This is a genomic window from Acinetobacter sp. XS-4, assembly GCF_023920705.1.
Classification (GTDB): Bacteria; Pseudomonadota; Gammaproteobacteria; order Pseudomonadales; family Moraxellaceae; genus Acinetobacter.
In genome coordinates this window covers 2,257,537-2,283,446 of sequence record NZ_CP094657.1, presented here as the reverse complement: position 1 = coordinate 2,283,446, position 25,910 = coordinate 2,257,537, and the positions used below count along the sequence as shown (strand labels likewise).

General features: G+C 37.1%; 25 protein-coding genes. 12 read left to right on the top strand and 13 right to left on the bottom strand.

Features of this window, described 5'->3' with window-relative positions; translation table 11 throughout:
- Positions 1 to 5: 5 nt before the first annotated feature.
- The 7 genes from rraA (at position 6) to MMY79_RS10600 (ending at position 8,588) form a co-directional block, all read left to right on the top strand.
- A complete protein-coding gene (gene rraA / locus MMY79_RS10630; RefSeq protein WP_252608320.1) occupies positions 6 to 512 on the top strand; it encodes a ribonuclease E activity regulator RraA in 507 nt (168 codons plus the stop codon).
- A gap of 24 nt (positions 513 to 536) precedes the next feature.
- On the top strand, positions 537 to 1,316 hold the full coding sequence (locus MMY79_RS10625; RefSeq protein ID WP_252608318.1) for a glutathione S-transferase N-terminal domain-containing protein: 780 nt from the start codon (positions 537 to 539) through the stop codon (positions 1,314 to 1,316).
- A 145-nt stretch (positions 1,317 to 1,461) separates the two neighbouring features.
- The gene (locus tag MMY79_RS10620; RefSeq protein ID WP_252608316.1) at positions 1,462 to 2,394 is read left to right on the top strand and encodes a Dyp-type peroxidase; all 933 of its coding nucleotides are present in this window, start codon (positions 1,462 to 1,464) and stop codon (positions 2,392 to 2,394) included.
- Positions 2,395 to 2,476: 82 nt separating this feature from the next.
- A complete protein-coding gene (locus MMY79_RS10615) occupies positions 2,477 to 2,833 on the top strand; it encodes a hypothetical protein (RefSeq protein ID WP_252608314.1) in 357 nt (118 codons plus the stop codon).
- Positions 2,834 to 2,967: 134 nt separating this feature from the next.
- The gene (mfd, locus tag MMY79_RS10610; RefSeq protein WP_252608312.1) at positions 2,968 to 6,429 is read left to right on the top strand and encodes a transcription-repair coupling factor; all 3,462 of its coding nucleotides are present in this window, start codon (positions 2,968 to 2,970) and stop codon (positions 6,427 to 6,429) included.
- 201 nt (positions 6,430 to 6,630) lie between these two features.
- Positions 6,631 to 7,065 carry an HIT domain-containing protein gene (locus MMY79_RS10605; RefSeq protein WP_004792657.1) on the top strand — a complete coding sequence of 145 codons (435 nt, stop codon included), beginning with the start codon at positions 6,631 to 6,633 and terminating at the stop codon, positions 7,063 to 7,065.
- 56 nt (positions 7,066 to 7,121) lie between these two features.
- Positions 7,122 to 8,588: an adenylate/guanylate cyclase domain-containing protein gene (locus MMY79_RS10600; RefSeq protein WP_016138265.1), complete on the top strand. Its 1,467-nt coding sequence runs from the start codon at positions 7,122 to 7,124 to the stop codon at positions 8,586 to 8,588.
- Between the two features lie 52 nt (positions 8,589 to 8,640).
- Here the strand turns inward: MMY79_RS10600 and fdx are convergent, their stop codons facing one another.
- From fdx to MMY79_RS10560, 8 genes are all read right to left on the bottom strand, one after another.
- Positions 8,641 to 8,979 carry an ISC system 2Fe-2S type ferredoxin gene (gene fdx / locus MMY79_RS10595; RefSeq protein ID WP_004792653.1) on the bottom strand — a complete coding sequence of 113 codons (339 nt, stop codon included), beginning with the start codon at positions 8,977 to 8,979 and terminating at the stop codon, positions 8,641 to 8,643.
- Between the two features lie 17 nt (positions 8,980 to 8,996).
- Complete coding sequence (gene hscA, locus MMY79_RS10590) at positions 8,997 to 10,856, bottom strand: Fe-S protein assembly chaperone HscA (protein ID WP_252608310.1); 1,860 nt, start codon at positions 10,854 to 10,856, stop codon at positions 8,997 to 8,999.
- 38 nt (positions 10,857 to 10,894) lie between these two features.
- Entirely contained in the window at positions 10,895 to 11,413 is a 519-nt protein-coding gene (gene hscB / locus MMY79_RS10585; RefSeq protein WP_252608308.1) for a Fe-S protein assembly co-chaperone HscB, read from the bottom strand.
- Positions 11,414 to 11,496: 83 nt separating this feature from the next.
- The gene (gene iscA / locus MMY79_RS10580) at positions 11,497 to 11,817 is read right to left on the bottom strand and encodes an iron-sulfur cluster assembly protein IscA (protein WP_238611192.1); all 321 of its coding nucleotides are present in this window, start codon (positions 11,815 to 11,817) and stop codon (positions 11,497 to 11,499) included.
- A gap of 30 nt (positions 11,818 to 11,847) precedes the next feature.
- Entirely contained in the window at positions 11,848 to 12,234 is a 387-nt protein-coding gene (gene iscU, locus MMY79_RS10575; protein WP_252608307.1) for a Fe-S cluster assembly scaffold IscU, read from the bottom strand.
- Between the two features lie 67 nt (positions 12,235 to 12,301).
- Entirely contained in the window at positions 12,302 to 13,519 is a 1,218-nt protein-coding gene (locus MMY79_RS10570) for an IscS subfamily cysteine desulfurase (RefSeq protein WP_004792644.1), read from the bottom strand.
- A 1-nt stretch (position 13,520) separates the two neighbouring features.
- Entirely contained in the window at positions 13,521 to 13,994 is a 474-nt protein-coding gene (locus tag MMY79_RS10565) for an Rrf2 family transcriptional regulator (RefSeq protein WP_252608302.1), read from the bottom strand.
- 110 nt (positions 13,995 to 14,104) lie between these two features.
- Complete coding sequence (locus MMY79_RS10560; protein ID WP_252608301.1) at positions 14,105 to 14,752, bottom strand: hypothetical protein; 648 nt, start codon at positions 14,750 to 14,752, stop codon at positions 14,105 to 14,107.
- A 208-nt stretch (positions 14,753 to 14,960) separates the two neighbouring features.
- Here MMY79_RS10560 and MMY79_RS10555 point away from each other — a divergent pair, with 208 nt between their 5' ends.
- The 3 genes from MMY79_RS10555 (at position 14,961) to MMY79_RS10545 (ending at position 17,854) form a co-directional block, all read left to right on the top strand.
- Positions 14,961 to 15,416, top strand: coding sequence for a phasin family protein (locus MMY79_RS10555; protein ID WP_252608300.1), 456 nt, complete (start codon positions 14,961 to 14,963; stop codon positions 15,414 to 15,416).
- Positions 15,417 to 15,584: 168 nt separating this feature from the next.
- Positions 15,585 to 15,857, top strand: a complete 273-nt coding sequence (locus MMY79_RS10550) for an HU family DNA-binding protein (RefSeq protein ID WP_001043034.1) — start codon at positions 15,585 to 15,587, stop codon at positions 15,855 to 15,857.
- Between the two features lie 131 nt (positions 15,858 to 15,988).
- Positions 15,989 to 17,854, top strand: a complete 1,866-nt coding sequence (locus MMY79_RS10545; RefSeq protein ID WP_252608299.1) for a SurA N-terminal domain-containing protein — start codon at positions 15,989 to 15,991, stop codon at positions 17,852 to 17,854.
- 49 nt (positions 17,855 to 17,903) lie between these two features.
- Here MMY79_RS10545 and MMY79_RS10540 read toward each other — a convergent pair whose 3' ends face one another.
- Positions 17,904 to 18,866, bottom strand: a complete 963-nt coding sequence (locus tag MMY79_RS10540; RefSeq protein ID WP_252608297.1) for an AraC family transcriptional regulator — start codon at positions 18,864 to 18,866, stop codon at positions 17,904 to 17,906.
- 171 nt (positions 18,867 to 19,037) lie between these two features.
- Between MMY79_RS10540 and MMY79_RS10535 the strand changes: the two genes are divergently transcribed.
- A complete protein-coding gene (locus MMY79_RS10535) occupies positions 19,038 to 20,261 on the top strand; it encodes an alkane 1-monooxygenase (RefSeq protein ID WP_252608295.1) in 1,224 nt (407 codons plus the stop codon).
- A 108-nt stretch (positions 20,262 to 20,369) separates the two neighbouring features.
- Here the strand turns inward: MMY79_RS10535 and MMY79_RS10530 are convergent, their stop codons facing one another.
- The 4 genes from MMY79_RS10530 to MMY79_RS10515 all read right to left on the bottom strand — a co-directional run bounded on the left by MMY79_RS10530 (position 20,370) and on the right by MMY79_RS10515 (position 25,021).
- A complete protein-coding gene (locus tag MMY79_RS10530; RefSeq protein WP_252608293.1) occupies positions 20,370 to 21,575 on the bottom strand; it encodes an acyl-CoA dehydrogenase family protein in 1,206 nt (401 codons plus the stop codon).
- 23 nt (positions 21,576 to 21,598) lie between these two features.
- Entirely contained in the window at positions 21,599 to 22,882 is a 1,284-nt protein-coding gene (locus MMY79_RS10525; RefSeq protein WP_252613509.1) for an acyl-CoA dehydrogenase family protein, read from the bottom strand.
- 229 nt (positions 22,883 to 23,111) lie between these two features.
- Positions 23,112 to 24,485: an AarF/ABC1/UbiB kinase family protein gene (locus MMY79_RS10520; protein WP_252608291.1), complete on the bottom strand. Its 1,374-nt coding sequence runs from the start codon at positions 24,483 to 24,485 to the stop codon at positions 23,112 to 23,114.
- 233 nt (positions 24,486 to 24,718) lie between these two features.
- On the bottom strand, positions 24,719 to 25,021 hold the full coding sequence (locus MMY79_RS10515) for a hypothetical protein (RefSeq protein ID WP_005304842.1): 303 nt from the start codon (positions 25,019 to 25,021) through the stop codon (positions 24,719 to 24,721).
- A 190-nt stretch (positions 25,022 to 25,211) separates the two neighbouring features.
- Here MMY79_RS10515 and ybaK point away from each other — a divergent pair, with 190 nt between their 5' ends.
- Positions 25,212 to 25,679 (top strand): Cys-tRNA(Pro) deacylase, encoded by a 468-nt coding sequence (gene ybaK / locus MMY79_RS10510; protein ID WP_252608289.1) that lies wholly within the window; start codon positions 25,212 to 25,214, stop codon positions 25,677 to 25,679.
- Positions 25,680 to 25,910: the final 231 nt, after the last annotated feature.

Genomic DNA, 25,910 nt, shown 5'->3' with positions numbered 1-25,910 from the left:
TAAAAGTGTCGACAGTACCATTCGTAACATGTGATTTATTAGATGATAACCCTGAAAAAGACTTACAAGTTGTAATTCCCTCAATGGATGGAAAGTTCTTTCAAAGTTATGGAGCGCGTAAAACTTTTGGCGGACAGGTCGTAACAGTAAAGTGCTTTGAAGATAACTCGCGTGTAAAAGAGTTATTGGCAACAGAGGGTACAGATAAAGTATTAGTGGTAGATGGTGGAGCATCTATGCGCTGTGCGCTTATGGGGGACATGATTACTGAATCAGCAGTTAAAAACAACTGGAATGGTGTCGTGATTTACGGTTGTGTACGAGATGTAGATGCACTTGCAATTTTGGATTTAGGCGTACATGCATTGGCTGCAATTCCGCAAAAAAGTAATCGTAAAGGCATTGGCGAAGTAGGCACCACTTTGTATTTTGGTGGTGTCACAATTCAATCTGGTGATTTTATCTATGCTGATAATAATGGAATTGTGATTTCAAAAGAAAAATTAGTTTAATCACACTCTATAGAGGATTGCAGAATGGTGAATCATCAAATTAAAGTATTACAGGCAGTTATCTCTGCAATTGCTGAAGGTGGTAGGGGTGTAACAGGCACTGCTTTTTCTCAGCAACCTGTAAAAGCTTTGAAGCTATATGAGTTTGAAGGTTCGCCATTTTGCCGCCGCGTTCGTGAAGTGATTACACTTTTGAATCTGGACGTTGAAATTTATCCATGTCCTAAAGGTGGCTTGAAATATCGATCTATTGTTAAAGAGACTGGTGGTAAATTACAGTTTCCTTTTTTAATTGATGAAAATACTGGTGATAAGCTATACGAATCACAAGAAATTATTCATCATTTATTTAAACACTACGGTAAGACTGGAAAGACACCTCAGAAATTTTCGAATTATCCGGACATGCCGTATGTAGCATTTGCTGGAACCATATTAAATGGTGCTCGGGGCGTTTGGATAAATAAAAAAATTGTTGATAGAGTGGTGCCTGAACAAAAACTTGAGTTATGGAGTTTTGAGGCAAGCCCTTATTCGCGAATTGTAAGAAGTTTACTCTGTGAGCTTGAGCTTCCATATATTTTGCATAATGTTGCAAAAGAAAGATGGCAAGATCAGGGTCCAGCTATTCTTCGTTTAAAACCGGGTAAATATGTACCTTTAAAAGGTGGAAAAAGAGAAAAAATATTGCCTGTTATGCAAGGTAAAATGCAGGTCCCTTATTTGGTAGATCCAAATACTGGAGTGAAGATGTTTGAGTCTGCTCAAATCGTAAAATATTTAAAGAAACAATATGCTCGTTGATTAATTAAGATAACGTCTCGGAGTTTAATACAATTTACTTAGACTCTGAGAAAGATCTGATTTCATAAGAGTATGTATGAAAAGAATATGAATATGCTAAATTAATAAAGATAAATACCTAAATAAGGCATATTTTATGGAATGTATGAGAATTCAACCTGTAACGAGCGCTCCTGGTGAAAATGCATTATTTATTGTATTGGGACTAGCTCAAGGTGATTCTGTAATAGAAAAAGTAAAAGATTTTGCTGCTAATTTTTCAGCATTAACCAGAAGCCTGTCTAATCGTTATCCAGAAAGTAAATTTAATGCTACGTTGGGTTTTAGTTCAAATGCATGGGATGTTTTATTTCCAGAGCAAGCGAAGCCTCAAGAATTAGAAACTTTTCAAGAAATTAGAGGTCCGAAATATACGGCTGTCTCAACTCCGGGTGATTTATTTTTTCATATTCGTGCCGATCGTCAGGCTTTATGTTATGAGCTAGGCAATATAATCAATCAACAGCTTGGTAAAGTAACGCATCCAATTGATGAGGTTCATGGTTTTCGCTATTTTGACGGACGTGCAATTATTGGCTTTGTTGATGGGACTGAGAATCCGGAACCCGTTATTGCAGCGCAGTGGGCGTTAGTAGGTAATGAAGATCCTGATTTCATCGGTGGAAGCTATGCTTTTATTCAAAAATATACACATGACATGGAGAAATGGCGTGGGTTGAGTGATGAAGAGCAAGAAAAAGTTATTGGTCGTAAAAAGTTCAATGATGTTGAACTCGGTGATGATGAAAAGCCTTTAACTGCTCATAATGTTGTAAGTAAAGCTCATGATGCAGAAGGCAATGAACTTAAAATTATGCGAGCTAATATGCCTTTTTCAAATCCTTCTAGAAATGAATATGGCACATTCTTTATTGGCTATTCCCGTAAATTTAGCACAACCCGACAAATGCTTGAAAACATGTTTTTAGGCAATGAGCAGGGTAATCTTGATCGATTGCTTGACTTTAGTACTGCCCAGACTGGTACCTTGTTTTTTGTACCAACTGTCGATTTTCTTGATGATTTAGGCGATGAATAGTCGTTAAATTAGAAGGCTTAAGTCATGGAAGTAATTAGATCGCTTCCATGACTTAAATTTAAAATTAATATGATGTGATGAAATGTTTAAGAAGATAACTCAGCTTTTTCAAGGCTCAAAAGAAATGCCAGAACAAATTTACTTGCAAGAGAATCAATTAAAATTTGATTCTGAACGAGGACCTATCATTAAAGACGTAGTGATTAATGAGAAATGGTCAGAACATATTGAGTATTTCTCAAACCGTAAATTACAAAATTTTGATAATCTTCAGAAATTATTCCTCATTACCCCACAAATTAATGAAAAGATTGATCTGGAAGTCGCAACCCAACGCTATGTAGAAAGATTGGGAAATACGCAAGAAAAGCTACTTGAGCTTAAAGCGATTATACAAATATTAAATCAATATTACGTTTTGTTTTTGCGTGATAAATAATCATAGTTGATTGATTAAAAAATATAAAAAGTAGAGCTAACTAGTAGTTTGATTTTCAAAAAAATAACTCAATTCACTAAAAACATCATGCTACTATTAGGCTTATATCTTCTTAGCTGATAAAAGCCATATACATGTTTCAACAAGAAATCTCTCAATTGAATTTACAACAGCTCAAGGCCGGTGAAAAGCGTTGGGTGGGGTCGTTATTAGGTTCATCTGCTGCATTATTATTCAAAGAAATTGCTGTTCAGCATTCGTCTTTGCTTGTTGTGGTTGCCAGAAATAACCAGCATGTTGCTCAATTAGAAAGTGAACTTGAGTTTTATGGCATAAAACCGACAATTTTTCCTGATTGGGAAATCCTACCATATGATCGTTTGTCACCTCATCAAGATATTGTTTCAGAACGCCTCGCAATTTTATCTAATATGCCTCAGAAGGGGGTATTGCTACTTTCAGCAAGTACTTTAGCTCAAAGAGTTGCGCCATATTCATGGGTTTTGGGTGAACATTTTGATATTCATGTTGGACAAAAATTCGATTTAGAACAACAAAAATTACGTTTGGTACAAGCTGGTTATCATTTAGTAGATACTGTTTATGATCACGGTGAGTTTGCTGTGCGTGGCAGTATTATGGATATTTTTGCGTCAGGACAAGAGGCACCTATTCGCATCGATCTGTTTGACGATGAAATTGATACATTAAAATTCTTTGATCCAGAAACGCAAAGAACCACCACAGCTTTGAAAAGTTTTACAGTTTTACCTGCAAAAGAATTTCCATTAAAAGAAGCGCGTTCAATTTTTAGAGATCGGTATTCTGAACTTTTCCCTACAGCAAACCCTAAGAAAAACCCGATTTATCAAGATGTTTTAGAGGGAATTGCTTCACCAGGAATTGAATTTTATTTACCATTGTTTTTTGATAAAGCACAAATGGAATCTCAAAGCACACTTACAACGTACTTTCCAAAGAATTGCATTGTAATTACAAATGATGATGTGGATACTGATTTAACTAATTTTTGGAAAGAAGTTTTTCGTCGTTATGAAGATAGACGTCATAACGTAGATCAGCCAATTCTTCCTCCTGAAGAGTTATTTATTGCTCCAAACCATTTGCTTAGTGCTTTAAACCAGTTCCCGCGTATGCTTGTAAGTACCGAGACGGTTGAAGAAAAAGCTGGAGCATTAAACCTTAAGGTTGAGCAGCCACCGAAGTTGGCTGTCGATCCGAAAAAAGAGAAACCGTTTACCGTCGTTAAAAAATATATTGATGAAGCAAATCATCCTGTTTTATTGGTTGCAGAAAGTGCCGGTCGACGTGAAAGTTTAAGAGATGGTTTACGTGCCAGTTTAGGAGATATTCCGGGTGTAGACAGCTTTGAACAATTTCAGAAGAGTCAGTTTGCGATTGCTATTACAAATGCTCCGCTAGACCGTGGCTTACTTTTAACAGATCAATTGTCTGTTATTTCAGAAAATCAATTATATGAACATCGGGTAGTTCAGCGTCGTCGTAAACGTCAGCAAGAAGTTTCAGAAGAGTTCTTAATTCGAAGTTTGACTGAATTAAGTATAGATGCTCCTGTTGTTCATATTGATCATGGTGTGGGGCGTTATGCAGGATTAGTGACTTTAGCAATTGAGGGGCAAGATTATGAATTCTTGCAGCTCAATTATGCTGAAGGGTCAAAAGTTTATGTCCCTGTAACTAATTTGCATCTTATTAGTCGCTATAGTGGCGGAGACCCAGATTTAGCTCCACTTCATAAAATTGGAAGTGATGCGTGGAGTAAAGCTAAACGTAAAGCTTTAGAACAAATTCATGATGTTGCAGCCGAATTGTTGCATATACAAGCACGTCGTCAGTCAAAACCTGGTTTTGGTTTTGAACTTGACCAATCACTTTATATGCAATTTGCCAGTGGATTTGCCTATGAAGAAACACTTGATCAGGCAAATGCTATTGAAGCGACGCTTCATGATATGCAACAAGCTAGACCGATGGATCGACTTGTTTGTGGTGATGTGGGTTTTGGTAAAACTGAAGTAGCTATGCGAGCAGCGTTTGTAGCTGTGCAAAACAGTAAGCAAGTTGCTGTTTTAGTGCCTACAACTTTACTAGCACAACAACATTATGAGTCTTTTAAAGATCGCTTTGCTGATTGGCCTGTGCGTATAGAAGTGTTGTCACGTTTTGGTTCAAATAAAACCCATACAAAAAATATTGAAGATTTGATTGCGGGTAAAGTTGATGTCGTGGTGGGAACACATAAGCTTTTACAAGAAAATGTGCAATTTAAAGACTTGGGTTTAATGGTCGTCGATGAAGAACATCGATTTGGTGTGCGTGATAAAGAGCGTATCAAAGCATTACGAGCAGATGTAGATATGTTAACGCTTACTGCAACCCCAATTCCACGAACTTTAAATATGGCTTTTTCGGGAATGCGTGATCTATCTATCATTGCTACACCGCCAGCTCGTCGTTTAGCGGTTAAAACCTTTGTACAAGAACATACGGAAGCCTCTATTAAAGAAGCGATTTTGCGTGAATTACTACGTGGCGGCCAAGTATACTTCTTACATAACGAAGTCGATACGATTGAAAGGGCTGCTGAAAATATCCGTGTTCTTGTACCTGAAGCTCGTGTGGCAGTCGCTCATGGACAAATGAGAGAACGAGAGCTCGAACAAGTGATGCAGCAGTTCTATCACAAAGAATTTAATGTATTGGTATGTTCAACCATTATTGAAACTGGAATTGATGTTCCAAATGCTAATACAATTTTGATAGAAAGGGCCGACAAACTTGGTTTAGCTCAATTACACCAATTACGTGGGCGTGTGGGACGATCACATCACCAAGCCTATGCTTATCTGTTAGTTCCTTCTATAAAACACTTGAAAGGTGATGCAGAAAAACGTTTGGACGCAATTCAACGTGCTTCTACTCTGGGTGCTGGCTTTATGCTAGCTACAGAAGATTTAGAAATTCGTGGTGCAGGTGAGCTTTTAGGTGAGCAACAAAGCGGTTCAATGCAGGCAATTGGATATAGCTTGTATATGGAAATGCTTGAAAAAGCCACTAAGGCAATTCAGCAAGGGAAAACACCGAATTTTGATGCACCATTATCGCTGACTGCAGAAATTAATTTACATATTCCAGCATTGATCCCAGATGAGTATTTAGGGGATGTGCATCAGCGTTTATTGTTCTATAAGCGTATTAGTAATACAGATACGCAAGAGAAACTCGATAATATCCGTATGGAGCTCATTGATCGTTTTGGAGTACCTCCGCAGTCAGTTAAGCATTTGTTTAGTGTCCATCAAATTCGCTTGAAAGCTGAACATCTAGGCATCACCAAGATCGATATTAATACTCAAGGTGGCAATATTGAATTTTCACCAGATACACCTGTTCAGGCAATTAGCATTATTCAGCTCATGCAAAAGCATCCAACCTATTATCGTATGGAAGGTGGTCAGCGTTTAAAAGTGATGGTTCAGCTTGAGGAACAGGAAAAGCGCATTCAATTTATTAACGATTTATTAGCTAAATTATTAAATGAATTACATGCTTAAATAGTGTTTCAAAGTGATTTTCATCCCATACACATTTTTTGAAAGCTGATATCAGAATTTTATGCACGATTTCTTCAATTGCAGGAGGAATAAGTGCATAAAATCATTGTTATTTGTAATCAAACCAGCCACTAGCAATACTCACATCAAAACTGATGTGATAGTATTAGCCATTATTGTTTATTGTCATTTATAAAAGATATGTTTAGTTTGCATCCACAACTTGCTCAAGATACTTTTTTTGTAGGCGATTTTCCGCTTTCAACATGTCGTTTAATGAATGATATGCAATTCCCGTGGCTGATTTTAATCCCTCGTGTGCCGGGAATCACAGAATTATATGAATTGAGCCAAGCTGATCAAGAACAGTTTTTACGTGAATCAAGTTGGTTGTCTAGTCAGCTAGCTCGAGTATTCCGTGCTGATAAAATGAATGTTGCAGCTCTAGGTAACATGGTACCTCAGTTGCATTTCCATCATGTCGTGCGTTATCAAAATGATGTTGCATGGCCTAAGCCAGTTTGGGGTACTCCTGCAGTTCCATACACAAATGATGTACTGGCTCATATGCGTCAAACCCTTATGCTTGCTTTACGTGGTCAAGGTGATATGCCTTTTGATTGGCGCATGGATTAAATCGATGCAATGCCACATTTATATGAATGTGGCTACATTGAGGTGTGGAGGATAGGGTGCAATTAGAGAGGTTTATCGATAGAGAGCCTAAGCAGTTTGCATATTTTCATCGCTTGATGGGATATTCAATTCTGTCCTTAATTTTAGTGATCTATGCTTTTACCTCACCTAATACAAATTATCAGATCTACATTCCTCCTTTTTTTCTGTTTTTACTTTTTATTAGTTCGAAGTTAGAGCACTGGCTTCAATACCAATTTGATAAGAAAACTCAAAAAAGTGTCTTTTTTGCAATTGATGCAATTGTTGTAGCAGTGACCTTAGCGGGTCTGCATCTTAATTTGGTGCCTACATTTATTGCAGTATTTGCATTATTTTATTCTGCAATTAATAGCCGTATTTCTTTCGCAGTCATTTGTTTGACGAGCCTGTTGGGCGCGATTATTTTTTATTTAAGTACATTTTTCTTATTTGGTTTTTATACATATTTTGAACCTACTAGCCAAGAGTTAACTGTTATTACACTCTTGGGTTTGGTTATGTTTATTACCATTGGAAATTACTACCAACATCGTTGGGTTAAAAAGATCAGTCAGCAGCGTCAACACTACTATGACCAAATGACCCGCTATATTGCTTTTGCTAATCAGTTAAGCCGTTATGCGCCACTACAGTTGTGGCAGTCTATCATGCGCGGTGAAGCGGAAGCAAAAATCGAATATAAACGAAAAAAAATGACTGTATTTTTTTCTGATATTCAGGGCTTTACAGAGTTATCTGAAACGTTAATTCCTGATGACTTAGCATTTTTGCTTAATGATTATTTAAGCCATATGACTGAAATTGCCAAGCAGTATGAAGCTACAGTCGACAAATTTATGGGGGATGCCATCCTCATATTTTTTGGTGATCCGAATTCTCAGGGTGTCGAGCAAGATGCAAAAGCCTGCGTAGAAATGGCAATCGCTATGCGTCAGCAAATGAAATTACTGCGTGAGCGTTGGAAAAAAATGGGCTATTCAGCCTTGCATATCCGTATGGGGATTAGTACTGGTTACTGCCACGTGGGAAATTATGGCGCAACACATCGTATGGCTTATACTATTGTAGGTCGAGATGTGAATTTAGCGGCTCGTTTACAATATGCTGCTGAAATAGATGAAATTTTAATTTCAGATGATACTTATCAATTAATCAAAAGTGATTTTCTTTGTGCTCCCAAAACGCCAATTTACTTAAAAGGTATTCAAGGTGCTGTAAAGACCTGGCAAGTGATGGAGAAATACACAGGGAATAAGTCAGATCATCAGCAATGGTTCGACTATGAGTATAAGGGCTTTCATTTAGTACTTAATTTAGAAGAAGTACAAAACTATGAATATCCTGAATTAGTAGAAGTACTTGAGAAAATGATTCAACGGCTTAAAGTTCAACAAACTTTAATTAATACTCAAGGCATTGCACGATTAAGACTAGAAGATGAAGTTAAACCTGTTGAAATTGATCAACAAGATCAAGTTTAAAACTTAAAATGGGAAGCAAAAAAAAGCTGCTTTTAAAAGCAGCTTTTTTATTTTAATGACTTTCGGAAGCGTGATTGATTGTGTATTTAGGAATCTCAATTTCCAAATCTTCATCAACAATCTTCACTTGGCAAGAGAGACGAGAATCTGGTTCAAGACCCCAAGCCCGATCTAAAAGGTCTGCTTCAACATCATCCATTTCTTCTAGGCTGTCAAAACCCTTGCGAACAACTACGTGACAAGTTGTACAAGCACACGACATGTCACATGCATGTTCAATTTTAATTCCTCGATCGAGCAAACTTTGACAAAGATTTGCATTTTGTTCGACTTCAAATTCTGCGCCTTCAGGGCAAAATTGAGCATGAGGAAGTACTTTAATACGGGGCATATTGATCACCTATACCTTTAGTTTGAATTTGACCAATCTTCAAGTTTTGTACCTTTTAAGGCGTGGTCAATATGTCGATTCATACGTAGTGCGGCAAAAGCATCACTATGTACTTTAAGTTGTTCTACAGCTTTTTCAATTGCTTGAATATCATTGCCTTCAAGTTGAACTTTTAGCAAATTTTCAGCAGTTTTAAGTGCTTCAAGTTGCTCATCATTAAGCAAATCAGCATCAACCTTAAGAGCTTGTTCTAAAGCTTCAAGCTCACGTTGGGCTTCTACTTTAGTTTCTTTCAAATGACGCAGATTTTTATCTTCTTCCGCATGTTGGAAGCCTTCAATTAGTAAGCGTTCAGTATCAGATTCTGATAAACCGTAAGATGGCTTAATATCAATTTGAGCCTGTACACCTGAAGTTGTTTCACGAGCCGAAACAGTGAGTAGGCCATCTGCATCTACCTGAAAGGTAACTTCAATACGTGCTTGACCAGCAGTCATAGGGGGAATGCCATGAAGGACAAATCTTCCTAATGAACGACAATGTTCTACCAAATCTCGTTCACCTTGAACCACATGAATAAGCATGGCTGTTTGGCCATCTTGATAAGTTGTAAATTCTTGACGACGAGCAACAGGAATAGCGGTATTACGTGAAATAAGACGCTCTACTAATCCACCCATGGTTTCTAAACCAAGTGAAAGAGGAGTTACATCTAAAAGTAATGAACCGTCTTGACTGTTTCCAATTAATTGGTTGGCAGTAATCGAAGCGCCAATTGCAACTACTTCATCAGGGTTGATCGTGCAAAGTGGTTCTTGATTAAATACATTCCGAACTGCTTGCTGAACAGCATACGAACGGGTAGAGCCACCCACTAAAACAACATTTTTAATATCTGATAATTCAAGTTTTGCATCACGCAAAACACGCTTACAAACACTGATTGTTTTATCTAACGCAACTTGAATAATACTTTCAAAAGTTGGACGATCAAGTGTTAATACATTTTCAAGTAGTTTTAACTGAACTGATTCTTGAGTAGATAATTGTTCTTTTGCTTGACGAGCAGCAACCATAAATACTGCATATGCTTCATCGCTCAAAGTATCAATATCTAGCTGCTTTTTAGCCCATTTAACAATGAGGCGATCTAAGTCATCACCACCTAATGCGGTGTGGCCGCCTGTAGCTAATACTTCAAAGACACCTTGTGAGAAACGCAAGATTGATACGTCAAAAGTACCGCCACCTAAATCATAAATTACATAGTTATGATCTGTGGCTAAATTAGTTTCTTGGTCTAAACCATAAGCCACAGCTGCAGCAGTTGGCTCATTTAATAAACGTAATACATTCAAACCCGCAAGTTGTGCTGCATCACGAGTTGCTTGTCGCTGAGCTTCATCGAAATAAGCAGGAACAGTAATAACTGCACCATTTACTGGATTTTGTAAGCTAGTTTCAGCACGATCTTTTAATTGCTTTAAAATTTCAGCAGAAATTTCAACAGGGGTTTTGCGACCAGCACGTGTTTCAAAAGCTGGCATCTCATTTTCAGAACCCATTAATTCATACGGATGCTGAAATTTGATATCTGCCTTTGAACGACCCATAAACCGTTTTACAGAAAAAATTGTATTTTTAGGGTCGGCAATAAGGAAAGGCTTTGCTTCTTCACCATAGTGAGTTGCATCATTTCCATAGTGCACAATAGAAGGAAGTAGTCTTCTTTCTTTTTCGTCATTGAGTACTTTAGGTTTGCCTGATAACACTGTCGCAACTAAAGAATGTGTTGTTCCTAGGTCGATACCAATCGCAATGCGGTGTTGATGTGGGGCACTGGATTGACCCGGTTCAGCAATTTGCAAAAGTGCCATGAGTTAAATCCCTTGAATATAATTTGGAAAAAGCAAAATTAAAAATCGTCGTCTAAATCAAAGTTGTCTTCGTCATCCAACATTTGATCTTCTGCTTTTTCAATATCGTTAAGAACGCGCTGAAAGAAACGTAATTTACGTACAGTATCTCGAGCCTCACCCCAGTCTTCATCTGAGTAATCAATTTTAAATTCGCGAACTAGACTTTCTATCCACTGAAGCACTTCTTGTTTAAGAGTGCTTAGGTGTTCTTGAGAGGTTGCTTCATCAAGTTGTTCACGAAGCTCTAATGCTGATTGTAAGAACTCAAAATCGCTAATAGATTGATCGAGGTGATGGTCTTGCTTTTTTAATGCTAAAAGATAAGCGGCGCGGCTGTCTATTTGCGATAGTGTTTTAAAAGCTTGATTGATTTCACTTGATTTGATCAAAGCCTGATTTTTATCTTCTGCTTTATCAGGATGATGTTGCTGCTGCAAATTCAAGAAACTAGATTTTAAGCTCGCCAAATCGATATCGAGTTCTACGGGTAAATTGAACAACTCAAAATGATTCATTAGAAAGGAGGTCCACGTTAATTAAATACATTAAAACAGTGCTATAAAAGTCACTGTTTTAATGAGAGATGGAAGGAGAAGGGTTATACAGTGAAGGACTCACCGCAACCACATTCACCTTTTTTATTGGGATTGTTAAATTCGAACCCTTCATTAAGGCCATTTTTGACGTAGTCCATTTCCAAGCCTTCTAAATACACATGGCTTTTTGGATCTACAAATACCTTAACGCCAAATTGTTCGAAAACTTCGTCATGTTCGTCGATAGAATCAACGAATTCAAGAACGTAAGCCAACCCAGAACAACCAGAAGTTTTCACACCCACGCGAATGCCTTCACCCTTACCTCGGTTTTTAAGGTAATTGCTAATATGAGTCGCAGCATTTTCAGTTAAATGAATCATGAAAACTCCAACGTTTACAGTAATAACAAATTAAGCTTTTGATTTTTTAGTGCGATAATCTTCAATCGCAGCTTTAATCGCATCTTCAGCTAATACAGAGCAGTGAACTTTTACTGGTGGAAGAGCAAGCTCGGTTGCGATGTCAATATTCTTGATTGATTGAGCTTCATCAAGAGTCTTGCCTTTTAACCATTCAGTTACGAGTGAGCTTGACGCAATTGCAGAACCACAGCCATAAGTTTTAAAGCGGGCTTCTTCAATTACACCGCTATCGTTTACTTGAATTTGTAAACGCATCACGTCGCCACATGCAGGTGCACCCACCATGCCTGTACCTACATTTTCAGAGTTTTTGTCTAAAACACCAACATTACGAGGGTTTTCGTAATGATCAATTACCTTTTCGCTATAAGCCATTTCGCTTCTCCAAACCTCGGGGTCAGCCTAATATTAATATGAGGGTAAAAACACTAATTTCAATGAATTAGTGTTCAGCCCATTCAACTGTAGAAAGATCGATACCTTCTTTGTACATATCCCAAAGCGGAGAAAGTTCACGTAATTTCTCAACAGCGGCTTTGGTAATTGTAAGCACATGATCAATATCTTCTTCAGTCGTGTATTTACCAAAACTGAAGCGGATTGAACTGTGTGCTAGCTCATCAGATAAACCTAATGCGCGAAGAACGTATGAAGGCTCTAAGGTTGCAGAAGTACAAGCAGAACCACTTGATACGGCTGCATCTTTGAGCGACATCATTAAAGATTCACCTTCAACAAAGTTAAAGCTGACATTTAAATAGTTAGCAACGTTTTGAGTTGGATGGCCATTTAAGAAAACTTGTTCAAGATCTTGTAAACCATTCCAAAGCTTGTCGCGAAGCTTGCGAATACGCTCTTGTTCTGCTTGCATTGTTTTGCCAGCAATTTCAAAAGCTTCACCCATACCTACAATTTGATGAGTTGCTAAAGTACCAGAACGCATACCACGTTCATGACCACCGCCATGAATTTGTGCTTTTAAACGAACACGTGGGCTACGACGTACATATAATGCACCGATACCTTTTGGACCATAAATTTTATGAGCTGAGAAACTCATTAGGTCAATTTTCATAGTAGATAGGTCAATTTCAACTTTACCAGCAGCTTGAGCAGCATCTACATGAAAGAAAGTTTTATTGGCACGTGTTAATTCACCAATTGCTGCGACATCTGTAACTGTACCGATTTCATTGTTTACCATCATAAGAGAAACAAGAACAGTATCAGGACGAAGGGCAGCTTTTACCATTTCAGGAGTAATTAAACCTGTTTGTGGTTCTGGTTCTAAATAAGTAATTTCAAAACCTTGATCTTCTAATTCACGACAAGGATCTAGAACAGCTTTGTGTTCAATTTTACTTGTAATGATGTGCTTGCCTTTAGATGCATAAAATTGTGCTACACCTTTTAGGGCAAGGTTATCTGATTCAGTTGCACCAGAAGTCCAAACGATTTCACGTGGATCAGCTTTAATTAAATTTGCAACTTGCTCACGTGCATATTCAACTTTCTCTTCTGCCTGCCAGCCATAAGCATGGGAACGAGATGCAGCATTACCAAAGGTACCGTCGAAAGTTAAACACTCCATCATACGTTCTGCAACTTGCGGATCTACTGGAGTGGTTGCTGCGTAATCAAGATAAATTGGACGTTTCATATCAAATACCTGTACCCGATAAAAGAGCTGAATCTATGCCAGTCACATTTTGGCGTAATGCAACAGTTTGAACGTTGTCTCGGCTAATGAGGTCGGCAAGAGAGATTTTTGCTAAATAGTCGGCAATATGATGAGAGAGTTCTTGCCATAAATCGTGTGTGAGACACATTGCACCATTTTGGCAGTTACCTTTATGGTCACAACGTGTTGCATCAACAGTTTCATTTACAGCTTCAATAATTTCTAACACGGTAATTTCATGAGCATTTCGAGCCAAATGATAACCACCATTTGCACCACGAACACTAGAAACTAAGCCATGACGCTTAAGTTTTGCGAATAACTGTTCTAAATAAGCAACTGAAATGGATTGGCGAGCGGCAATTTCGGCGAGCGTGATCGTTTGTTCAGTTGGCTGCAAAGCTAAATCAAGTAGAGCAGTCACTGCGTAGCGACCGCGAGTTGTAAGGCGCATGATTCGATACACATGTTAAGACTAGATAATAGGATTTTATGAATCCCGACTAAAATAGTCAAGTTTTTTTATTTTTAATTCAAGTGCAGGAACAAAATAGAAAAAATAATTTAAGCAACCCACAAATTATATATGAAATAAACAATAAATATGAGGCTAATTATACCAAAGGCGAAGTTAATATTACGTTGACGCTGCTGTAAGCGAGTAATTCGATTTTGATATTGTTTGATTTCGACATGAAGTGAATTGATTTCTGAACGTTGGTGATCAATTTTTTCAAGCAATGGGGCAATTCGTTTACGTGAAGCAAGAGTTTCAGCTTCATCATCAAGTGTATTAAACCATTGCTTCCAGTCCGCTAAAAGTTTAGGCAGAGTAAGATGAGAAATTAAATCTAATAACTCTTTTTTAGTTTCTGCATCACCATCAATACGCATGTTCTTAAGACTGCGCTGGTTTGAAAAAGCGAAAATCTTAATTAAATCGATAAGTGTACTATTGATTTCCAGATCAATACGTCGGTCAAAAGAATGGATATCGAACAACAAACCCTTTTCGGTAAATTGGACATAAAAGTCAAAAAAAGGAAGGTAGCTATTAATACGAATAGTTGTTTTGTTTGAAATAAACTTTTTCGCTTGCAAGCGAATAACACCATCGTGGGTGAGAATAAATGAAAAGAATGTTTCTAAAATAATTAGAACAATATTCAGCAACAGACGGGGATGTTTTTGTCTTTGTTGCGTTTCACTCATAAAAGTTTATCCTTAGAAATAGCAGTTAGCTGAAGAATGGGACATCCTATCCCAATCTTTAATAAATGTCCTGTTAAATATATTTACATGACTTAATTGCTTTGTAGAACAGTTTTGTAAATGGATCAAGTCTTTACTCTGATATTATAGAAATATTTTGTGGTCAAATCAGTCATCATCTCTCTCATCTGACTAGGAGCTTAGATCAATGGATAATGCAAATATAGATACCCCGACAGAAGAGTCAGAAGAAAAAAATAAATTAAAATCAAGAAGTTCAAGAAAATCGGCTTTGGATTTTAGAAAGTATACTAAGCAAATTTGGTTAGCTGGGCTAGGGGCTTTTTCACGTGCAGAAGAAGAGGGTAATAAGCTATTTGACTCTTTGGTCAAGGTAGGTGAAGAGCTAGAGTCTAAAACTGGCGACTTGGCAGATAACGCTGTAGGTAAGGTCACAGAAAAAGCAAAAGAATCTGTATCTGAGACAAAAGATAAAGTAGAAAAAATTCTTGATACCAGCGTTAACCATTCTTTAAACCGAATTGGGTTGGTGACTCCGAAGGATTTACAGCACATTGAACAGCTCTTGGTACAGCTTCATATTAAGGTGGATGCTTTAATAGAAGAAAACCAGCAGTTGAAAGAAAAATTGAATAAAAAGTAAAAAATGTTGGGATTTAGCAAATATATAACAGTTTTTTAGCATTTATTTTCGCTAAAAGCCCTGCTCTAGTATTGCGTTTTCCCCCAAAGCATTGCTATAAAGGCGTCATGGCCTTTTAAACTATAGCCTTGGACCTTAAACAAACGATATTAAGAGGATGTTTTATTCATGAATAAATCAGAATTAATCGATGCAATTGCTGAAAAAGGGGGAGTATCTAAGACTGATGCAGGCAAGGCACTCGATGCGACAATTGCGTCAATTACTGAAGCACTTAAAAAAGGTGACACAGTAACTTTAGTTGGTTTTGGTACTTTCAGTGTTAAAGAACGTGCTGCACGTACTGGTCGTAACCCTAAAACTGGTGAAGAGCTTCAAATTAAAGCAACAAAAGTACCTAGCTTCAAAGCTGGTAAAGGTCTTAAAGATTCAGTAGCTTAATCTTTTAAGATGATTAAACGCGCCAATATAGGCGCGTTTTTTATTAAAAATCTGAATTGACCAATATTGCTCATTCATTGATTGTGGTTTTTCAGTTAAAATTCTCCTCGAAATAAAATATTGGAATACTTATGGAATCGTTTCGTACAGTCATTAAGGGTTGGCTCGGCAAAGTCCTTCTAATTTTGTTTTTGACCCCTTTAGCACTTGTAGGTATTGAAGGATATTTTAATAGGGGAAACAAGGCTGATGTTGCAAAAACAGTAAATGGCCAAGAAATATCTAAGAAAGACCTCGAAACTTTAACTCAGTCTTACAAACAACAATATTTAGCTGCTGTTAAAGGTGATGAGAGTTTACTTAATTTGCCTGTTATTCAGGCTAAGGCACTCGACATTTTGGTGTCACGTAATTTATTAATTCAACAAGCTGAAAAATTAGGTATTTCACTAAGTGATAGTCAAATTGAGCAAATGTTAGCTCAGCAGCCTAGTTTGCAAGAAAATGGACAGTTCTCGCAAAAACTCTATGAAAATTATTTACGTTCTGTTGGTCTAACAAGTCAGGGCTTAATATCTAGCCTTCGTCAAGATCATGCTTTAAAAATGCTAACTTCAACTTTTTCTGATTATTCTTTGGTAAGTAAAGTTGATTTAATGCAAATTGCGAATTTGCAAACTGAACAACGTACGTTGCATTTGGCTAGTATTAAATTAGATGGCTATAAAACAGGTTTAACTGCATCTAATCAAGAAGCCACAGATTATTACAACAAACACCAAAATGAATTTAAACAACAGGCTTCTGTTGACGTTGATTATGTTGTTCTGTCTCCATCAATGATGGCTAGACCAGCTCCTGCAACTGAAGCTGAACTTCAGCAAGCATATAGCAAGTTCGTTGAAACTCAGAAAAAAGATGCTAAACGTACTGTGAAGCATATTTTAATTACTACTGATGCTCGTGATGATGCTGCGGCTCAAAAACTTGCTAAAGAAGTATATGCAAAAATTCAAGGCGGTCTTACATTTGCACAAGCTGCATCTCAGTTCTCTGAAGATCCAAGTTCGAAAGCAAAAGGTGGTTTAGTTGAAGCATATGCACCAGGTGTTTTTTCCGATGCGTTTGATAAAACTGTAGTAAGCCTAAAAAATGGACAAATTTCACAGCCAGTAAAAACTCAATATGGTTATCATATTATTGAGGCAGAAACTCAAGCTAGTCAGATCCCTTCATTTGAAGCTGAAAAAGCTCGTTTAGTAGCAGAAGTTGAGAAGAATAAAGTTGCTAATGTTTATTCTGACTCGGTAAATAGCTTAAATGAAATGGTCGTGGGTAATGATTCTTTAGAAGGCATTGTACAAGAAGTAAAGAGTACAAAAGTTGAATCATTAAATGGCGTAACTTTAGCTACACAAAATCCATATTTAAGTGATCCAAACGTTAAAATTAAATTGTTTAATGATGACGTGAAAAATGGTGACCGTAATGCATCGTCTAATATTCAGTTAGCGAATGGTGATACGGTATGGGTTAAAGTACGTGATTATCATGCTGCTGGTGTAAAACCTTTAGCACAAGCGATGAATGAAGCAAAAGCAAAAGTTATCGATGAAAAAGCGCGTAAAGCTGTTCAAGCAAAAATTGCTACTATGCTGACTGAATTTAAAACTCAACCAGCAGATCAAGTGGTTGCTAAAAATAAAGTAGCATTTGAATCGGCTGGCGTATTTAGTCGTTCACAAGGATTAAAGCGTGAAATTGAGCGTGCAGCATTTAGTGTAGCTACACCTAAGCTAGGTATGTGGTCTGTTACAACAGCGAATTTACCAAACGAGCTGGTTGTTGTTGCGGTTTCAAATGTAAATTCATCTGCTGCAAATGCTATTCCTGCTGACCAGTTACAGCAATTAAAGCAACTTTATCGTCAATCACGTGGTCAACAAATATTGGAAGATTACAGTCAATATTTAAAATCGCATGCGAAAATTAAATAATAATTTGATTCAATAAAAAAAGCGCCTCGGCGCTTTTTTTTATTGGCAGTTAATCTAAGCTGTGACCAATATATTGCTGTCTATATTGTTTAGGAGATAAATCAAAAATTCGTTTAAATGCCTGACTAAACGCTGTTTCGGATGAATAGCCAACCTTATTTGATATTTGCTGAATTGATAAGTTACTTGTGCGTAAATACTGACTGGCTAAACGGAAACGATAATGCTGTAAATAAGTTAGAGGTGGTTCACCAATAATACTGCTAAATAAGTTTGCAAATTTAGAACGTGACATACAGCATTGTTCAGCTAAAGATTCAACTGTCCATGTGACTTCTGGTTGGCTATGAATAGCAGATAGTGCATTGCTTAATTCAGGATGAGTTAAGGCACTTAACCAGTTTTGTTGGTCTGTCATCTGTTGAATATGATCGCGAATGCATTCAATGAGCAAAATACTGACTAAATGATCAATAATTTTGTCGTGACCCGGCCTGATTTTTTGAGTTTCGATAGCTAGAAAATAAAGTCCAATTTGTAGCCATTCGGGTGGAGTGGTTTGATTTTCATGCTGAATATGCATAATGGATGGCAGGGCATTAATGAGTGGTCCAGCCATATGAGTATCGATTTGGCAGCGTAAACATAGCAATAATGTATTATCTGGAGATGAAGTACCAAATTCGATGGCATCTTGTCTATGACCGTTAAAAAGTGATGTTATATCTAAAGAATCTACCAACTTACTCGCTGTTGATTTTGAGTCAGTCGCACTATGTGCTTTTCCCGAAGGAATTAAAATAATGTCACCAGCAGTCGCAGTTATTTTTTCTGAAGTGTTAAGTTGAATATATACTGAACCAGTTAAAACAATATAAGCAAGTAGAGCAGATTGATCTTGTGTTTTAAAAGCCCATTCTCCTTGCGCTTTTAAATAGATGTATTCAGACTTATTTAGGTGAATATCATCAAAAAATTTACTTAGTGCATCCATATTTAAATGATCAATCATTATTTTAATAAAATTATAGTGAGCTACAAGAATAGATCAACATGTGTTTTTAGGACAGAAAAGTGGAAGAAAATGCCAAAGACTTTAACATAGGTTTTTTGGACGGTTACTACTGTTAACTAAACACTATTTCTTTAACTATATAGACATATAGAAAAAGGAAATATAGCTATGAATGCACCAGTAAATGTTCAGCAAGAACTTATGCCAGTGCCTGCGTCTATGCGTGAAATAGATCGCAAACGCTTTTTATGGATGATTAGTCCTGCTTTACCTGCTATCGGTTTAGCTATTTTAGCTGGTTATCAGTTTGGTCCACGTCCTTTGAAAAAAGTCTTCGCATTAGGTGGCCCACTTTTATTACATGTCGTGATTCCTGCAATTGATACTATTATTGGGAAAGATGCTCGAAATCCGACAGATGAAGAAATTAAGCTTTTAGAAAAAGATCCATATTATTCACGTCTTGTGAAGAGCTTTATTCCTCTACAGTATGCAGCAAATGTTTATGCATGTTATTTAACAAGTCGTAAAACGACATCTTTTATTGATAAGATTTTACTTGGTATCTCAATGGGTGCAATTAATGGTATTGCGATTAATACAGCCCATGAGTTAAGTCATAAGCATGACCGGATAGACCATATTTTGTCTCATCTAGCTTTAGTTCCTACAGGTTATAATCATTTCCGTATTGAGCATCCTTACGGTCATCATAAGCGTGCAGCAACACCAGAAGATCCAGCTTCATCACGTATGGGTGAAACATTCTATGAGTTTTGGCCACGTACTGTTATTGGTTCTTTTAAATCCGCAATAGAAATTGAAAAAAACCGTTTAAAACGTAAAGGTAAAGAATTCTGGTCTTCAGATAATGAATTATTACAAGGCTGGGGAATGACTGCTGCTTTTCATGGTTCTATGGTTGGAATCTTTGGCAAAAGCACAATTCCATATTTAGCAACGCAAGCTTTTTATGGCATTAGTCTTTTTGAAATTATTAACTATATTGAGCATTATGGTTTATTACGTCAGAAAAAAGAAAATGGTCAATATGAACGTACAATGCCAGAGCATAGCTGGAACAATAATAACGTAGTAACAAACTTGTTCTTGTACCAGTTGCAACGTCATTCAGACCATCATGCGTATCCGACTCGTCCATTCCAAGCATTACGTCATTTTGACGAGGCGCCTGAGCTACCAAGCGGTTATGCAAGTATGTTATTACCAGCATTAATCCCTTCATTGTGGTTTAAAATAATGGATAAGCGAGTTTTTGATCATTATAAAGGTGATTTAAACAAAGCAAATATTTCGTCAAAAAGACGTGCAAAAATCTTTAAGAAATTTGGTGTAGTTGATAAAGCGCTAGAGAGTACAGCTAGCGAATAAATAAAAATATTAATTCCTGAAATACGAAGCCCTCTAGTTTAATCGCTAGAGGGCTTTTGAGTTTTTGATATAAAGCTAATAAGAGAAGGGAAAAATCTCCTTTAATTATTATTTTAGTTCGCTAGAAGATTTACCCAGTTCTCGGCGGGCAATGATCAATTGCTGGATTTGCTGAGTACCTTCAAAAATATCAAGAATTTTTGAGTCACGTGCCCATTTTTCAAGTAATTCATCTTCGTTATAGCCAACACTTGCTGCCAATTCGACACATTTTAAAGTGATCTCATTACCCACACGACCTGCTTTGGCTTTTGCAATAGAAGCTTCCTTAGAGTTAGGTTTTTTGTTATCTGCCATCCACGTTGCTTTTAACATGAGTAGGCGAGCAGCTTCCCACTCAGCTTCCATACGGTAGATTTGAGCTGCAAGGTTAGAAGCATGTAGGTAGGGCGTAGAATAATTAGGATCGAGTTGATCTTTAAAAATCTCTTTAATGCGTTCTAGTGAAGCTTTAGCACAACCGATTGCCATTGCTGCAACTAAGGGGCGAGTATTGTCAAAAGTTTCCATTACTCCAGCAAAACCTTTAGCGACATCTACTTCGGCATTACCTAAAAGGTTTTCGGCTGGCACACGACAATCAATAAAACTAATTACTGCCGTATCTGAAGCTTTAATTCCCAGTTTATGTTCGAGACGTTCAACTTTCATTCCTGGTGTACCTTTAGGTACCACAAATGACTTAATAGCTGCACGTCCAAGTTTACGATCGAGAGTGGCCCAAACAACGACAGAATCTGCACGTTCGCCAGAGGTCACAAAAATCTTTTCACCATTTAAAATATAGTCATTGCCATCTTTGGCTGCAGTGGTGCGGATAGCAGCAGAGTCAGAGCCGCATCCTGGCTCAGTAATTGCCATTGCTGCCCATGTTCCTTTGAACCGCTCTAATTGCTCATCATTTGCCACAGCAGCGATTGCTGAGTTCCCAAGCCCCTGACGCGGCATACTCAGCAATAAGCCAGTATCTCCATAACACATCTCAATAATTCCAAGAGCGGTCGACATGTTAGTTCCGTTACGAATACCTTCACTGTCTGTCTCACCGCGCTTTCCAGCACCTGCAGCTCCAGCATTAATACCTTCGCCACCTTCATTCATGCCATCAATCAGAGAAGCGAGCATATCTAGCTCTTTGGGATAAGCATGCTCAGCTTTATCATATTTACGAGAAATAGGGCGTAAAACATTGATCGCAACATCATGTGCTTGATCAATCATCATTTTGAATTTTTTAGGATTTTGTAAATTCATTAAAGTATCCTCTGATTGATCATTTAAGCATGTAAGCCAGATTGTAAAATTGCAGTAGCCCGTAAATCACGGTACCAGCGTTCAACAGGATGTTCTTTTGTGAAACCATGCCCACCAAGAATTTGCACACCATCTGTACCAATTTTCATCGATTTTTCAGCACAAAGTAGTTGGGCTAGATAAGCTTCACGATGGAATGGCTTGCCTGATTCTGCAAGGCTTGCTGCGTTTAAAACCAGCATACGCATTGCATCAATTTCAATAGCCATATCTGCAATTATGAAAGCGACACTTTGGCGATGAGAAATGGGCTCACCGAATGCAGTTCGTTCATTGGCATATTTGATACAGTAAGCTTTTACAGCTTCACAAGTACCTACAGCCATTGCACACCACATTAAATTGCCCAAATCTAAGAAAGCTGTGTAATCAAAGTCTGTTGCACCTAAGCGTAGAGCAGGAGAGTGATTAAAGCGAAGAGTTGCAGTTTCTGTGGCTTTAAGACCCATGGCCGGAGTGTTTTTAATTGAAATTGTTTCATTACACTGCACGACAAATACGTCTGGCTTACCGTTAAAGTCTGCGCTGACTAAAAATACATCAGCTAAATCACCTAAAATCACTAATGTTTTTTCACCATCAATAAAAAATTGATCATTTTCAAGTGATGCTTTGGTTTTTAAAGTATAAGGATTAAATGCCGGAGTTGCTTCTTGAACTGCAAAGGTTGCTGTAATGTCTGAGTCTTCTGCAAAACATGATAGGTACATCGACTGAACTTCAGCAGAACCCCAACGGGTAATAGCATTAATGACGCTAAATGTACTGAGTAATCCTGCTGTAAGGCTAAAATCACCTTCAGCTAGTTTTTCAGCTATTAATAGATTACTTACAATATTTTGTTCGGCTGCAACACCGCCTAATGCCTCTGGAAGTGCATAGTAGTTAAGACCTAGATCCTCAACATATTGCCAAAGGCTTTCTGGAAACTGAGCATTCTGGTCAGCTTCATGTGCTAACCCTAATAAAACCTCTTGAGCAAATTGAGACATTGCGTCAGAAGTCATTTGTTGTTCTTCAGTTAGGCTCAAATCAAATAGATTTTTTTGTTGGCGAGGTAATCGCTGTTGGGAGATTTGTTTTGGTTTAAATGCTTTTTGAGTCTGGCTTAATGCTTTAAAACCAGCTTTTGAACCTTGATAAAGAGATTTTTCAACAAATTTACGCAACTTGAGTTGATCAAGTACATCGCTTCCAGCCAATCTGGTAATTAGCGATAAACCCAAACCCTGAGCTTTATTGATCATACTTGTCATGATTATGGTGTCCTAACACATTGTTATTGTTTTATGCTGACACGCCTTATATTAAAAAACTATGTCGTTACTGACATTCAAAAAATGAGTAGATAAATGGCAAATAGAAAATGATAGAATTATAAGTTTTTGATTTTATTAATTTAAAATTATTTAATTATTGAGGGAGTTAAGGGGTATTGACTAGAATGACATGGAATCATTCTAGTCCTTTATTAAATTAAGCAAAGTTACGAATCATACGTCGCACATTTGTTTTTGCATCAATAACCGTCATAAATGTATAGGCCCCAATAAATTTACGGCTAATAAACATAAATTCTTTTGGAGGAACTGAGAAATAACGTGATGCCATCGATTTACTTGCTTGCTGCATAACACGGCTATGTAACTGACTTTTCTTCCAGTCATAGCGTTCATGTTCATCCATAAGGCCAGCTGGCATATCTGGATTATTTGCAGGGGTACTAAATGCTTCTGTCGCGATTAAAAAGACATCGGCCATGCCTGGTTTTATACTTTCAGGCATTGCTTCAAAAAACTCATATCCAGTCATTGCTTGTACCATCGCATTTTTATCATGCTGATAACCAGCCTGAATTAAATTACGTGCAACTGATAACAAGTGTTCATTAAACTGACGGATAGCACCAAAATCTAATAATACAATCTTATCTTGAATATCTTGGCCATTACCTAAACGAACAAGGTAATTACCAAAGTTAGGATCGGTTTGCATTTCGCCCCATTCAAAAATTTCACGAACTGCAATTTCGAGTGAAGCTTCGCCAAGCTGATTACGACGCTCCTGAGGCAAAGACAACATCACAGGGCTATTGATTGGAACACCGCGTTCGAAAGTCATGCAGAGCACTTGATTGGTACAGTATTCATCTACAATTGTCGGAACGATATAACGCTCGTCATCTTTTAAGCGTGCACCGAAGCGACGGGTAGTGGCAGCTTCAACATCATAGTCAACTTCGCGATGCATCATTTCACGTACTTCATCAAACCACTGATCAAATTCGCGGGTTTGTGGCACCATACGTGTCAGTTTAAGCATGTTTTTAAACAAGCTCATATCTGAGTCAATTGCATTTGCAACGCCAGGATATTGAATTTTTAAGACTAACTCTAAGCCATCTGATTTACGCGTTGCACGGTGTACTTGAGCGAGAGAGGCGGTGCCAATTGGCTCATGATCAATCGTTAAATCATTTAACTTAGCACCCAGTTGCTCTTGTAAATGCGGCTTAATTGCAGGCCAATCTAAGGCAACGGTTTGGTTATTTAGAGTATTTAATGCTTGTGTAATCTCTTCTGGTAAAAAGTGTTCACCATAAAGAGCCATCATTTGGCCAATTTTAACAATAGAACCCTTAAGTTTACCTATTTCAGAAACCAGATAATTAGCTTGTTCGCTCATCGCTTTTTTGCGTTTCTTTTCTTTTTCTTCTTCATTAGAAAATAAAGAAGAGGCACTTGCAGTTGCCCAACGTGTTCCTGCAAGTAAAGAAGCTTTCGCGATTGATAAGCGTCGATCCATGGAAGAAGTTTTTAAACTCTTAAGCTTATCTTTCTGATTTGACATGAAAATAGAATCCTATGCGCATCATGCAGCCAAACGCTGGTGATCTAAAATTGTAACGAATATTACATGTTTTGAGCGTATTAAAATAGTTCTCTCAGACTGAATGATAGGCCGAAATGGTCATCTTTATTTCATTAACACACAAATAGCCTAAGCAATTTGAAAATTTAGGAAATTAACATCATTCAGATGAATAAAACTAAGATAAAACCGATCTTTGATAACAAAACGGATTACATTTTAAATTGAATCTTTAATTCAGATTTCTGCATCAAATGCAGGCGATTTGTCTGAATATGTTGCAATAACATCTGTTTGACTGAATCATGCATAAAACCAAGTGCATGAGCTTTTACAATAATGATGCTAGGAAGGGTATAAAAGAAGTACTTAACATCATCAAGAGTTGCGTTATTAAAAATACCTTGTTCAATTAACGTCTGCTGCAAAAAATGCTTTTCATTTAATACAGAATCTGAAGATTCATCCCAAAAACGGTGACGCATAGCCATCAGATTGTTGTGTTTATAACTCATAAAATTGTCAGCTCAGACTTCAAATCTAAATAAAATATATGGAGTCGAGCCCCGAATATCAAGTTGAGATTATTTTTTCTTCAGTTGCTGTTTGAATTTTTATGTAACTCTTGTAAATAGCCTAAGTAAATTTTAAATTTTTTCTAAAAAAACTATAATCGAAACAATTTCATCTATAACACCATATACCATGACTCCTGCATGTAGATTGTTAAAAAGTAATAAAATCGAATTTTCTATTCACGAATATGAACATGATTCAAATGCCAAAAGTTTTGGATTAGAAGCAGCCGAAAAATTAGATTTAGATGTAAACGAAGTATTCAAAACTCTAATGGTAAGTGACGATAAAAATTATTTCGTTGCGATCTTGCCTGTTAATCACCAATTAAATTTAAAAAAAGTAGCTACGGCGTTTGGATGTAAAAAATTACAGATGGCTAATCCTAAAGATGCCGAACGTTTAACAGGGTATTTAGTAGGAGGAATTAGCCCTTTAGGCCAAAAGAAACGTTTAAAAACTGTCATTGATGCATCGGCTCAAAACTTTAGTAAAATTTATGTAAGTGGCGGAAAAAGAGGGCTTGATATTGGTTTAAATCCTAAAGATTTAGCTCAGCTTTTAAATGCCCAATTTGTTGATGTACTTGATCAATAATAATGGTTTAGAAGCATAGTTTAAGAACCAATCGTTTTTCTAGCTACATTTAGAAAATACTTTGTTGAAAGGTATTACTTGTTGTAGAACTTTTTACAAAAAAGAAGAGAAAAACAAATAATAAAAAAAGCTTGAACTATTAAATGAAAATGATTATCATTATTGTTAATGGCGATGTAGTCCTCGTCCCAACAAGGAGTGAAGAAATTGTTTGTAATATCAATCTTATAT